Origin of the sequence: Streptomyces sp. NPDC005784, from assembly GCF_042871525.1 — a bacterium.
GTDB lineage: Bacteria > Actinomycetota > Actinomycetes > Streptomycetales > Streptomycetaceae > Streptomyces.
This window is the reverse complement of record NZ_JBIAIQ010000001.1, coordinates 42,679-54,684: the sequence shown is the minus strand read 5'-3', so window position 1 is coordinate 54,684 and position 12,006 is coordinate 42,679. Positions and strand designations below refer to the sequence as shown.

11 protein-coding genes are annotated in these 12,006 nt (G+C 71.7%); 7 read left to right on the top strand and 4 right to left on the bottom strand.

Going from position 1 to position 12,006, the window contains the following annotated elements; translation table 11 throughout:
* Positions 1-84: 84 nt before the first annotated feature.
* From ACFYR3_RS00245 to ACFYR3_RS00230, 4 genes are all read left to right on the top strand, one after another.
* A complete protein-coding gene (locus ACFYR3_RS00245; RefSeq protein WP_355843783.1) occupies positions 85-807 on the top strand; it encodes a VIT family protein in 723 nt (240 codons plus the stop codon).
* Between the two features lie 162 nt (positions 808-969).
* A complete protein-coding gene (locus tag ACFYR3_RS00240; protein ID WP_355843786.1) occupies positions 970-1,872 on the top strand; it encodes a sterol desaturase family protein in 903 nt (300 codons plus the stop codon).
* Positions 1,869-2,546 carry a lysoplasmalogenase gene (locus ACFYR3_RS00235; RefSeq protein WP_355843789.1) on the top strand — a complete coding sequence of 226 codons (678 nt, stop codon included), beginning with the start codon at positions 1,869-1,871 and terminating at the stop codon, positions 2,544-2,546. Before ACFYR3_RS00240 ends, ACFYR3_RS00235 begins: the two co-directional genes overlap by 4 nt.
* 40 nt (positions 2,547-2,586) lie before the next feature.
* On the top strand, positions 2,587-3,630 hold the full coding sequence (locus ACFYR3_RS00230) for a zinc-dependent alcohol dehydrogenase family protein (protein ID WP_355843792.1): 1,044 nt from the start codon (positions 2,587-2,589) through the stop codon (positions 3,628-3,630).
* Positions 3,631-3,706: 76 nt separating this feature from the next.
* On the opposite strand, the gene ACFYR3_RS00225 is transcribed toward ACFYR3_RS00230, so the two are convergent.
* From ACFYR3_RS00225 to ACFYR3_RS00215, 3 genes are all read right to left on the bottom strand, one after another.
* Positions 3,707-4,852 (bottom strand): CopD family protein, encoded by a 1,146-nt coding sequence (locus ACFYR3_RS00225; RefSeq protein ID WP_389280791.1) that lies wholly within the window; start codon positions 4,850-4,852, stop codon positions 3,707-3,709.
* Positions 4,853-4,955: 103 nt separating this feature from the next.
* Positions 4,956-6,377 (bottom strand): CoA transferase, encoded by a 1,422-nt coding sequence (locus ACFYR3_RS00220; RefSeq protein WP_389280789.1) that lies wholly within the window; start codon positions 6,375-6,377, stop codon positions 4,956-4,958.
* A 107-nt stretch (positions 6,378-6,484) separates the two neighbouring features.
* Positions 6,485-8,011, bottom strand: a complete 1,527-nt coding sequence (locus ACFYR3_RS00215) for a S8 family serine peptidase (protein ID WP_355843801.1) — start codon at positions 8,009-8,011, stop codon at positions 6,485-6,487.
* A gap of 375 nt (positions 8,012-8,386) precedes the next feature.
* Between ACFYR3_RS00215 and ACFYR3_RS00210 the strand changes: the two genes are divergently transcribed.
* The 3 genes from ACFYR3_RS00210 to moaA all read left to right on the top strand — a co-directional run bounded on the left by ACFYR3_RS00210 (position 8,387) and on the right by moaA (position 11,536).
* Positions 8,387-8,743 (top strand): DUF485 domain-containing protein, encoded by a 357-nt coding sequence (locus tag ACFYR3_RS00210; protein WP_355843804.1) that lies wholly within the window; start codon positions 8,387-8,389, stop codon positions 8,741-8,743.
* Positions 8,740-10,377 (top strand): cation acetate symporter, encoded by a 1,638-nt coding sequence (locus ACFYR3_RS00205; RefSeq protein ID WP_355843807.1) that lies wholly within the window; start codon positions 8,740-8,742, stop codon positions 10,375-10,377. Before ACFYR3_RS00210 ends, ACFYR3_RS00205 begins: the two co-directional genes overlap by 4 nt.
* Before the next feature lie 169 nt (positions 10,378-10,546).
* Positions 10,547-11,536, top strand: a complete 990-nt coding sequence (gene moaA, locus ACFYR3_RS00200; RefSeq protein WP_389280786.1) for a GTP 3',8-cyclase MoaA — start codon at positions 10,547-10,549, stop codon at positions 11,534-11,536.
* Positions 11,537-11,549: 13 nt separating this feature from the next.
* On the opposite strand, the gene ACFYR3_RS00195 is transcribed toward moaA, so the two are convergent.
* Positions 11,550-11,804 carry a hypothetical protein gene (locus ACFYR3_RS00195; RefSeq protein ID WP_389280784.1) on the bottom strand — a complete coding sequence of 85 codons (255 nt, stop codon included), beginning with the start codon at positions 11,802-11,804 and terminating at the stop codon, positions 11,550-11,552.
* Positions 11,805-12,006: the final 202 nt, after the last annotated feature.

The following is a 12,006-nucleotide window of genomic DNA, read 5'->3' as shown; positions in this document are numbered from 1 at the left end:
GCCTTGCGTCCTTCCGGCGGCGTGCGCCCGGGGGACACCGGGTCGGTCTGTCGTCGGCCGCACCCCAGGTGCGATCCTCCCCGTGTGACGGAACCGACGCGCGACGATGCCCACGACGAGGCCCACGGCGGCACCCTCGGCTCGCGGCTGAACTGGCTGCGGGCCGCCGTCCTCGGCGCCAACGACGGCATCGTCTCCACGGCGGGCCTCGTCGTCGGCGTGGCCGGCGCCACGAGCGACCGCGCGGCGCTGTTCACCGCGGGCCTCGCGGGACTGCTCGCCGGGTCGATGTCCATGGCGGCGGGCGAGTACGTGTCCGTCTCCACCCAGCGGGACTCGGAGCTGGCGGCCCTGGCCATGGAGAAACGGGAGCTCAAGGAGCAGCCGGAGGCCGAACTGGAGGAGCTGACCGAGCTCCTGGAGCAGCGCGGCCTGTCGAGGGAGGTGGCCCGCGAGGCGGCCGGACAGCTCACCGAGCGGGACGCCCTGCGGGCCCACGCCTCCGAGGAACTCGGGATCAACCCCGACGACCTGACCAACCCTTTGCACGCCGCATGGGCGAGCTTCCTCGCGTTCACCGCCGGAGCGCTGCTGCCCCTGCTGGCGATCGTGCTGCCGCCTGCGTCCTGGCGGCTCGGCGTCACCGTGGTCTCGGTATTGGCCGCGCTCTCCCTCACCGGCTGGAGCAGCGCACGGCTGGGGTCGGCGGACCCACGGCGCGCGGTGCTGCGGAACACGGCCGGGGGAGCGCTTGCCATGGCGGTGACGTACGCGGCCGGAGCCCTGCTCGGAGCGGCGGGCGTATGAGAGTACCGGCGCGTGCATGAACATACCGGCGCGTGTGTGACCGTACGACCGGATGCGGGACGGCTCTTGGCGGACATCACCAAGAAGCAAGCGCGTACCGGCGGTAATACTTATCGGTAACAGCATCTGTACGCGGCCGACCAGCGCATCTACGGTTCACCCATGCCGAACCTGCCCGATGTCGTGTTCTTGTCGATACCCGCCTTCGTGCTCCTCGCCGTGATCGAGATGGTGAGCGTCCGGATCCATCCGGACGACGACGCCGCGGGGTACGAGACGAAGGACGCCGCGACCAGTCTCGGCATGGGACTCGGCAGCCTGTTCTTCGACTTCCTGTGGAAGATCCCGATCGTCGCGGTCTACTCGGCGGTCTACGAACTGACCCCGCTGCGGGTGCCCGTCCTGTGGTGGACGATCCCGCTGATGCTGCTCGCACAGGACTTCTTCTACTACTGGTCCCACCGCGGCCACCACGTGATCCGCGTCCTGTGGGCCTGCCACGTCGTGCACCACTCCAGCAGGAAGTTCAACCTCACCACCGCGCTGCGCCAGCCGTGGACCGGCCTCACGTCGTGGCCCTTCTACCTCCCGATGGTCGCCCTCGGCGTGCACCCGGCCGCGCTCGCGTTCTGCTCGTCGGTGAGCCTCGTCTACCAGTTCTGGATCCACACCGAGCGCATCGACAAGATGCCCCGCTGGTTCGAGTTCGTCCTCAACACGCCCTCCCACCACCGCGTCCACCACGCCGCCCAGGGCGGCTACCTGGACCGCAACTTCGGCGGCATCCTCATCGTCTGGGACCGGCTCTTCGGATCCTGGGTCGCGGAGACCGAACGGCCCGTCTACGGGCTCACCAAGAACATCTCCACGTACAACCCGCTGCGCGTGGCCACCCACGAGTACACCGCCATCGCCAGGGACGTGCGGGCGGCGGCGAACTGGCGCGAGCGCGCCGGGCGGATCCTCGCCGGGCCCGGCTGGCAGCCCGCACCGCCGTCCACGGCCGCGCAGACCCCGGTCACGGAGCCCGTCGCGCAGACCCCGGTCACGGAGCCCGTCGCGTGACCCCGCGTGTGGCGCGCGTCCTGCTCGTCGGCTTCGCACTGACGGCGGCCGTGGACCTCTTCTCGCTGCTCGCCGGATCCGACCTCGGGCACCAGGTCGCCAAGCCGCTCCTGATGCCGCTGCTCGCCGTGTACGCGGGTGTACGCGGCGGACCCCGCCTCCTCGTGGCGGCCCTGCTCCTCGGCTGGTGCGGCGACCTGGCGCTCATGTCCGACGCCGACCCCGCGTTCCTCGTCGGCATGGCCTCCTTCGCGGCGGGGCACGTGTGCTACCTCGTGCTCTTCGGCAGAACGCGGACGTCACGGGTGCGCGTCGCATGGCTCCCCGGCGCGTACGCCACCGTCCTCGTCGTCCTCGTCACCCTCCTGTGGCCCGGTCTGCCGGCCGGCCTGCGCGTCCCTGTCGCGGGTTACAGCCTGCTGCTGACCGCGATGGCGTACGGGGCCACGCGGCTCGGGCCCGTCGCGGCGCTCGGCGGCGCCCTCTTCATGCTCTCGGACACGCTCATCGCCACCGGCGTCGCCGACTGGCCGCAGCCGCCGAAGGCGGACTTCTGGATCATGCTCACGTACGTCGTGGCCCAGTTCCTGCTGGTCCGAGGCGTGCTGGGCCCCCTCGCCGCGCGACGCGCGCCCGCGGCGGCGTACGGTGAGATGCGCTCAACCACCCCCTGAGCGCATCTCACCCACGCCCCGCACGAGAGGGACCCTCGCCATGCGCGCCACCACCATCCACGCCCCGTACGACATGCGCGTGGAGGACGTGCCCGAGCCCATGGTGCAGCTGCCCACCGACGCGATCGTGCGGGTGCTGCGCTCCTGCATCTGCGGCAGCGACCTGTGGGCCTACCGGGGCGAGGCCGCCCGGCAGCCGGGCCAGCGGATCGGGCACGAGTTCCTCGGCATCGTCGAGGAGACGGGCTCCGCCGTGACCGGCGTCCGGCGCGGCGACCTGGTCGTGGCGCCCTTCATGTGGTCCGACGGCGTGTGCGACTACTGCCGCGACGGACTCACCACGTCGTGCCGGCACGGCGGCTTCTGGGGTGCCGTCGGCTACGACGGCGGCCAGGGCGAGGCCGTACGCGTTCCCTTCGCCGACGGCACCCTCGTACAGCTGCCCAAGGAGGCGGCCTCCGACGACCACCTGCTGTCGGCGCTGCTGACGCTCTCCGACGTCCTCGGCACCGGCCACCACGCGGCCCTCGGCGCCGGCGTCCGCAAGGGCTCGACCGTGGCCGTCGTCGGGGACGGGGCCGTCGGCCTGTGCGCGGTGCTCGCCGCCAAGCGGCTCGGCGCCGAGCGGATCATCGCGCTCGGCCGCCACCAGGTGCGCACCGACATCGCGCGCCGCTTCGGTGCCACGGACGTCGTCGCCGAGCGCGGCGAAGCGGCCGTCGAGGCCGTGCGCGAGCTGACCGGGGGACAGGGCGCGCACTGTGTCGTCGAGGCGGTCGGCACCGAGCAGTCCATGAGCACGGCTGTGAACATCACCCGCGACGGCGGCGCCATCGGCTTCGTCGGAGTGCCCCACGGCAGCGGTACGGGCCTCGACCTGGGCGTCATGTTCGACCGGAACATCGCCCTGCGCGGCGGAGTCGCCCCGGTCCGCGCCTACATCCCCGAGCTGCTGCCCGACGTCCTGGACGGGACCATCGACCCGTCGCCGGTCTTCGACATGACCATCGGCCTGGAGAGCGTGCCCGAGGGCTACAAGGCGATGGACGAGCGGACCGCGCTGAAGGTCCTCGTCACCAACTGACGCCCGGGGGACGGCACTCACGGGCTCGGCGGTGGTCGTGGCCCGTCTCGGCGACGGTCGTGGCCCGTCCGGCGGCTCACCACCGGATGGGCAGCGGCAGCGCCGTCAGCAGGCCCGACACCGCGACGACCAGGCCCAGCGTCACGATCTCCGCGCGCGCGGGGGAGCAGGCGCTGAGCGGGTCCTTCGCGCGGCGAAGCCGCAGCCGCGCCCAGAGCGCCAGTCCGGCGACGGTGGCCACGAGGATCACCTTCGCGAGCAGGGTGCGCCCGTACGCCGTCGACGTCAGCTGCTCCAGGACGGTGCCCGGCGGCATCCGGCGCAGCGCGCTCAAGGTACCCGTCGCGGTGATCACCGCGAACAGAACGGCCGCCACGCGCGCGTAGATGCCGAGCAGCGCGGCCCCGGCACGTGAACTCCCGGCTGCGTCCGGCCCGGTGGCCGTGGCCGTCCCCGTCCCGATGGGTCCGGCCTGTGATGCTCCGGCGGGTCCGACCCCTTCCGTTCCGGCGGGTCCGGCCTCTCCCGTTCCGGCGGGTACGCCCTCTGCGGCCCGCCGGCCGTGGAGCAGCCGTAGGACGTGCAGCAGGCCGCCGGCCCACAGCGCCGCGCAGGTCAGATGAACGAGGGTCAGACCGGAGCCGACCAGGGTGTCGTGCTCCGACGCGGGATGCGCGCGCAGCGCCTCCGCCAGTACTACCACGGCCAACGGCCACACCTGGGCGGCCGGCCGGCTCGAGCGGGCGCAGAGCCAGGCCACCGCGAACGCGTTGACCTCCCCGAGCGCCAGTTTGCCGTCCCGCGTCCGGTACAGGCCGCCGACGTCCAGGTCGGAGAGGTGACGCGGCAGCAGATTGCCCGTCGCCACGACGGAGGCCAGGCCCAGGGCGGCGACGAACCCGGTGGTGGCCGCGTACGCCGCCCAGCTGTGCGGCGCCCGCACCGGCAACGCACCGGGCACCCGGCGCGCCAGCCTTGCCGCGAACAGCTCCCCCACGGGGACGCAGAGCGCCGCGAACAGCACCGTCCGCAGCAGGGCGATGCCACCGACGCCGGGCGCCGCGGCCTCTCCCGTGCCGGTGAGCGCGGTGCGCGGGCCGAGCAACGGGATCAGGGCCGCGACGGCCACCAGGGCGAGGACGGCGACGGCCCGGCGGGTGGCCTGTCGGCGCGCCGCCCCGCCCGCGTCCGCCGCCCCGGCTGTCGGTCGTATCAACGTCACCCCACGGTCCTCGCCAGCGGTCACGGATCCGGACAAGTCACCGTAACCCGTACGGTGTTCGGGCACGAGGGTGCGAGGGTGCGAAGGCGCGAGGGTGCGAGGGTCACGCCCACCGCGCCGGGTCCGTCCCCCAACGCCCCGGCGGGCGTGCCCAGTCGGTGGGGCCGCCCGTGAAGGAGACCGGGGGCAGGGCGTGACCCAGGCGGCCGATGGGGCTGCCGCGCTCGGACAGCCAGGCGTCGGGGCGGTCGTACGGTTTTCCCGCCGCGGGGTCCGGCGCATCGCCGGGCGTCTCCTCCCGCCCGATCCCGTCCGTCAGCCACATCGCCGTGCGCGCCAGCGCCAGCCGTACGACGCACCCGCGGCCCTGTTCCGTCCGCTCGGTCAGCGCGCGCAGGACGGCCGCCGCCAGCAGGTACCCGGTGCCGTGGTCGAGGGCCTGTGCGGGCAGCGCGCCCGGCCGCTCCGGCGACCCCTCCGTCCCGGCGATCCCGGTGGCCACCTGCACCAGACTGTCGAAGCCCCGCCGCCCGCCCCAGGGTCCGTACGTCCCCCACGCCGACACCTGCGCCACGACGAGGCCGGGGCGGCGCTCGGCCAGCGCCTCGGGGGAGAGCCCGAAGCGGTCCAGGGCGCCGGGCCGGTAGCCGGTGACGACGACGTCCGCCGCCGCCAGCAGCTCGTCGAAGGCGCGCCGGTCGGCCACCAGGTCCAGCACCGTCGAGCGCTTCCCGAAGCCCGTGTCCGCGTGCGCGTCCGGGTCCTCGGGCAGGCGCGGCCCGTCCACGCGCAGCACGTCGGCGCCCAGCAGGGCGAGCGTGCGGGTGGCGACCGGGCCCGCGATGACCCGGGTCAGGTCCAGGACGCGCACCCCGGCGGCGGGCAGCAGCGGGCCCCCGTCGTGCGGCGGGGCGAGGGCCCGCACGCCCGCGGTGGCCGGCTCACTCCGCTCGGCAGACCTGTCGCGCTCGATCAACGGCCGCTCCGCCAGGGCGAGACCCTGCTCGTGCGCGGCCCACTCCTTCGCCGTGCGCAGCGCGACGGCGAGCCCACCGGCGGCGTACACCGTCTCCTCGATCTCCCGTGCGGACCGCCCGGCGAGCACCCCCGCCACGTCCTCGACGGTCGCGTCGTCCGCCGCCCCCAACGCGTCCAGCAGCCGCGCCCGGTGATGCGGATAGTTCGCGTGCGTCCGCACCCAGCCGTGCGCGGTCCGCCAGAACCGGGACAGTGGCGCGAAGTTGACCGGTGCGCGTCCGTCGATCCGCAGATGCCTTTCGCTGACGAAGGCCGTGGCGACGGCGCCGTCGTCGAGGCTCACCCGTGGCACCCGCGCGAGTCCGGCCCGCCGGGCCCCCAGCTCGGCGGCCGCCAGCGCGCAGGCTCCCACACAGGCGCGTGCCAACTCGCGTACGGGCAGCCGGGCTTCCAGCGCACCCGCACGCCTCACGGTCGAAACCCCGGGGAGCAGCGCCGGGTCTCCGCCCAGCTCCTCCCACACAACGGCCATCGGTGAATGTGTCATACGGGCACTGTGCAGCGTGGACGCGATCAACATGGAAGGCGCCCCGGCGACGGCGCGGCCCCGGTCGCCGCACAGGACGACCGGGGCCACGGGACTTTCGGCAGGCGCTACTTGACCGCCCGCAGGGCGTTGACGATCCCGAATCCGTAGAAGCCGTTCATCTTCTTGCCGCCCACGCAGGTCGCGTCGACGACGCCGTCGCCGTTCCCGTCGTAGGGGGCGGTCGGGCAACCGGGGTTGTCCGCCTGGGCCTTGAGGAGGATCTGGAGCTGAGCCGGCGTGGCCCACGGGTACTTGGACTTCAGCAGCGCGGCCACGCCGGCGACGTGCGGCGTCGCCATCGAGGTGCCCTGCAGGTAGCCGTACGTGTTGTTCGGCAGCGTCGAGAGGATGCGGCCGTTCTGCGACGGCGTGTCCGGGATCTGGTACCGGTCGCCGCCGGGCGCCGCGACGTCGATGACGCCGTCGCCGTAGCTGGAGAAGTAGGACTTGGCGCCCTTGAAGCCGGTCGAGGCGACCGTGACGACACCGGGCAACTGGGTGGGTATGTCGAAGCACTTGTGCGGGTCGACCGTCCGCGTCGTGGCGGTCGAGTCGTCGGGGCTGGACGCGTCGGTCAGCGCGTTGGAGTCGAGGTCGTCGTTGGAGTTGCCCGCCGCGGCAACGTTCAGCGTGCCCTTCCGCTGGGCGTACAGCTGGGCCCGGTTGACGGCGTCGACTATGGCCTTCTGGTCGGGGTCGTCGACGCAGTTGTACAGCCACGGGTCCACGTAGTAGCTGTTGTTGGTGATCTCGACGCCGTGGTCGGCGGCGAACACGAAGGCGCAGACGACGCTCTCCGGATAGAACAACTGGGTGGAGTCGGGCTCGGCCACCGTGATGCCCGCGACCTTCACGCCCGGCGCGACCCCGGCGACGCCGATGCCGTTGCGGGCCGCCGCGATCTCGCCCGCGACATGCGTGCCGTGGTAGTGGTCGGCGTCCACCGGGCGCCAGGCGCCGTACGTCGTGTCCGGCTTGCCGCCCACGCAGTTCGCGGACTGCGAGGCCGAGAAGTTCGGCGCGATGTCCGGGTGCGTGTCGTCGACGCCGACGTCGATCACGGCGACGGTGACCTTCTTGCTGCCCGGGTTGATCGCGGCCGCCTTGTCGGCGCCTATCGCGCGCAGGTCCCACTGGTCGGCCTCGAGGGGCTCCTCGCCCGTGCCGGCGGTCTTCGCGACCTTGGCGGCCTCGGCGGCCGACAGCACCTGCGCCGCGCCCTCGTCCGTCGTCCCCGCGGCGGTCAGCGCCGAGGTGCGCGTGGCACCGGCCGACTGCACTCCGCGTGCCGTCCGGATCTGCCGTCCGAAGTCCGGGTTCGCGGAGTGGACGACGATCACGCCGATCTGCTCGTACGCGATGACGACGCTGCCGCCGGCCGCGCCGATCGCCTTCTTCACCGACTCGATCGTGCTGTGGTCCGTCGTCGTGTTGACCACGTACGAGAGGTTCGGTCCGTCCGCGCTCGTCGCGGCGGGCGCGGTCAGGGGTGTGGCCGACGCGGCGCCGGGCAGGAAGCCGAGCGAGGCGGTGAGCGACAGAACGACCGGCACGGCGAGGGCGAGACGGCGTCTGGAACGCAGATGAGCCATGGGATCTCCACATCATCCGGAAAACGGAGCTGCCCGAACACGGATGGTGCTCGGGCAGGTACATGACGGATTGGTGCAGGCCGAAGCTATCCTCCCGCCGACCGGGCCAGCAATGGCTTATGGCGACGACTTCCGAAAGAAGTCAGGGGAGTTGAACCGCTCCACGCGTGGCGCCGTGACCTTGGACAGGGAGCCCGTGGACGATCGAGCCCCCCGCTCCGATCACGTAACGGATTCACATCATTACAACTCGTTACGGGAACCATGTCGCTGTGAGGTCGAAGTCCCATGTCCGTACCCGAACCGCCCCCGCCCGCGGGCCCCGACCTGCCCCCGTCCACCGTCGTAACCGCACCCGCAACGCGAGGAGACACCGTGGCCACCGACGCACCACCACCCGCGAAAACCGGAGCCCCACTCCCGTCCACCGAGGAGTTCGTCGAGATGCAGGAGAGCGCCGAGTTCGGTGAACTCCGCAGCTCCCACCGCTCCTTCGCCTTTCCGCTGACCGTCGGATTCATCCTCTGGTACCTGCTGTACGTGCTGCTCTCGAACTACGCGGGCGACTTCATGGGCACCAAGCTGTTCGGCAACGTCAACGTCGCCCTGGTGCTCGGTCTCGCCCAGTTCCTCACCACGTTCCTCATCGCCTGGTGGTACTCGCGGCACGCGGCCACCCAGCTCGACCCCAAGGCCGACGCCATCAAGTCCCGGATGGAGGGCGGCGCATGAGCTCCGTACGGACGACCGCGCACACCACGATGCTGGCCGCGGGCGAGGCGAGCCAGCACCGGCCGCTGATCATCGCCCTGTTCTCGGTGTTCGTCGCCGCGACCCTCGTCATCACCGTCTGGGCCGGCCGCCAGACCAAGGACGCCGCCGACTTCTACGCGGGCGGCCGCCAGTTCACCGGCTTCCAGAACGGACTCGCCGTCTCCGGCGACTACATGTCCGCCGCGTCCTTCCTCGGCATCGCCGGCGCGATCGCCCTCTTCGGCTACGACGGCTTCCTCTACTCCATCGGCTTCCTGGTCGCCTGGCTGGTGGCCCTGCTCCTGGTCGCCGAACCGCTGCGCAACTCCGGCCGGTACACGATGGGCGACGTCCTCGCCTACCGCATGCGCCAGCGCCCGGTCCGTACCGCCGCGGGCACCTCCACCATCGTCGTGTCGATCTTCTACCTGCTGGCCCAGATGGCGGGCGCGGGCGTCCTCGTCTCGCTGCTCCTCGGCATCACCAGCGACGGCGGCAAGATCGGCATCGTCGCGCTCGTCGGCGTCCTGATGATCGTGTACGTCACCATCGGCGGCATGAAGGGCACCACCTGGGTGCAGATGGTCAAGGCGGTCCTGCTGATCGTCGGCGCCCTGCTGCTCACCTTCCTGGTGCTGCTGAAGTTCCACTTCAACATCTCCGACCTGCTCGGCAAGGCGGCCGAGAACAGCGGCAAGGGCTCCCCCTTCCTGGAACCCGGCCTCAAGTACGGCGCCACGTCCACCACCAAGCTGGACTTCATCTCCCTCGGCATGGCGCTGGTCCTCGGCACCGCGGGCCTGCCGCACATCCTGATCCGCTTCTACACCGTGCCCACCGCCAAGACCGCGCGGAAGTCGGTCAACTGGGCGATCGGCCTCATCGGCACCTTCTACCTGATGACCCTCGCCCTCGGCTTCGGCGCCGCCGCGCTGATCAAACCGGACGAGATCATCGCCTCCAACAAGGCGGGCAACACGGCGGCACCCCTGCTCGCCCTGCACCTCGGCGGCGTCGACTCCACCTGGGGCGCGATCCTGCTCGCCACCATCTCCGCCGTCGCCTTCGCCACGATCCTTGCGGTCGTCGCGGGACTGACACTCGCCTCGTCCTCCTCCTTCGCGCACGACATCTACGCGAACGTCATCAAGAAGGGGCAGGCGTCGGAGAAACAGGAGATGGCGGCGGCCCGGTACGCGACGGTCGGGATCGGAGCCGTCTCCATCCTGCTGGGCGCCCTCTCCCGCGACCTCAACGTCGCCGGTCTGGTCGCGCTCGCCTTCGCGGTCGCCGCCTCCGCCAACCTGCCGACGATCCTCTACAGCCTGTTCTGGAAGAGGTTCACCACCCCGGGCGCGCTCTGGTCGATCTATGGCGGTCTGGTCACCGCGGTCGGTCTGGTGCTCTTCTCCCCGGTGGTCTCGGGCAAGCCCACCTCGATGTTCCCGGACGTCGACTTCCACTGGTTCCCGCTGGAGAACCCGGGCCTCATCTCCATCCCGGTCGGCTTCCTGCTGGGCTGGCTGGGCACTGTCCTGTCCAAGGAGGAACCGGACGCCGGCAAGTACGCCGAACTGGAGGTCCGCTCCCTGACGGGCACCGGAGCGCACTAGACACCGGCTCGGACACCGGCATCGCGCGGGCCCGCCGTGGGGCACTGGTAGGTCCCTACGACGGGCTCGCGCCGCGTCTCGTGGGATCGGACCCGTGTTCTTGTCCGTCCCGTCACGTAGGCTCACAGGTGTCCGGAAAACGAGATCGGCATCGAGGGAGGGGGCCCAAGTGCTCATCGACACCTACGGCCGGGTCGCCACCGACCTGCGTGTCTCACTGACCGACCGGTGCAACCTCCGGTGCACGTACTGCATGCCCGAAGAGGGCCTGCAGTGGCTCGCCAAGCCCGATCTGCTCACGGACGACGAGATCGTCCGCCTTATAGAGATCGCGGTCACCCGCCTCGGCATCGAAGAGGTCCGCTTCACCGGCGGCGAACCCCTGCTCCGCCCCGGCCTGGTCGGCATCGTCGAGCGGGTCGCGGCTCTCGCCCCCCGCCCTCAGACGTCCCTCACGACCAACGGCATCGGCCTCAAGCGCACCGCGGCCGCCCTGAAGGCCGCGGGCCTGGACCGGGTGAACGTCTCGCTGGACACCCTGCGCCCCGACGTCTTCAAGACCCTCACCCGCCGCGACCGCCACAAGGACGTCATCGCGGGCCTCGAAGCCGCCCACCAAGCGGGCCTGACCCCCGTCAAGATCAACTCGGTTCTGATGCCGGGCCTGAACGCCGACGAAGCCCCGGACCTGCTGGCCTGGGCCGTGGAGCAGGACTACGAACTCCGCTTCATCGAGCAGATGCCGCTGGACGCCCAGCACGGCTGGAAGCGCGACGGAATGGTCACCGCCGGTGACATCCTGGCCTCGCTGCGCACCCGCTTCGAGCTCACCGAGGAAGGCGCCGACGAGCGGGGTTCCGCACCCGCCGAGCGCTGGCTCGTCGACGGCGGCCCGCATCGCGTCGGTGTGATCGCCTCGGTCACCCGCCCGTTCTGCTCGGCCTGCGACCGCACCCGCCTCACCGCCGACGGCCAGGTGCGCACCTGTCTCTTCGCCACTGAGGAGACCGATCTGCGGGCCGCGCTGCGCTCGGGCGCGCCCGACGAGGAGATCGCCCGGATATGGTGCGTCGCGATGTGGGGCAAGAAGGCGGGGGCGGGTCTGGACGACCCGTCGTTCGTGCAGCCCGACCGCCCGATGTCGGCGATCGGTGGCTGACGCGGTCCGCCGGCTACTCCTCGCCGTGCTCGACCGGCCGGGAAGCCTCCCACTCGTCGAGCGTCACGACGTCCTTCAGGAAGCCGCGTACACCGAGGAACTTCGACAGGTGCTCGCGGTGCTCCTCGCACGCGAGCCAGGTCTTGCGGCGCTCGGGCGTGTGCAGCTTCGGGTTGTTCCAGGCGAGCACCCACACGGCATCCGCGCGGCAGGCCTTGGCCGAGCAGACGGGGGAGGCGGGATCGGAGCCGGGGGCGTTCAGAATCACTCTGCCGACCCTAGCCGAGGCCTCGCGTCACATGTTCCGCGCGGTGGGCCGGCCGTTCGTCGGTAGCGCTCCGACGGTACATAAAGGCGACGCCGAGCAGCCACGGGGGGAGCTGCCCGGCGTCGGTCCGTCGCTCCGACGGGGGATGCGGAGCGCGTACGAAGTATGTCACGGGTAGCCCACAGCCCGGCACCGGAACAAC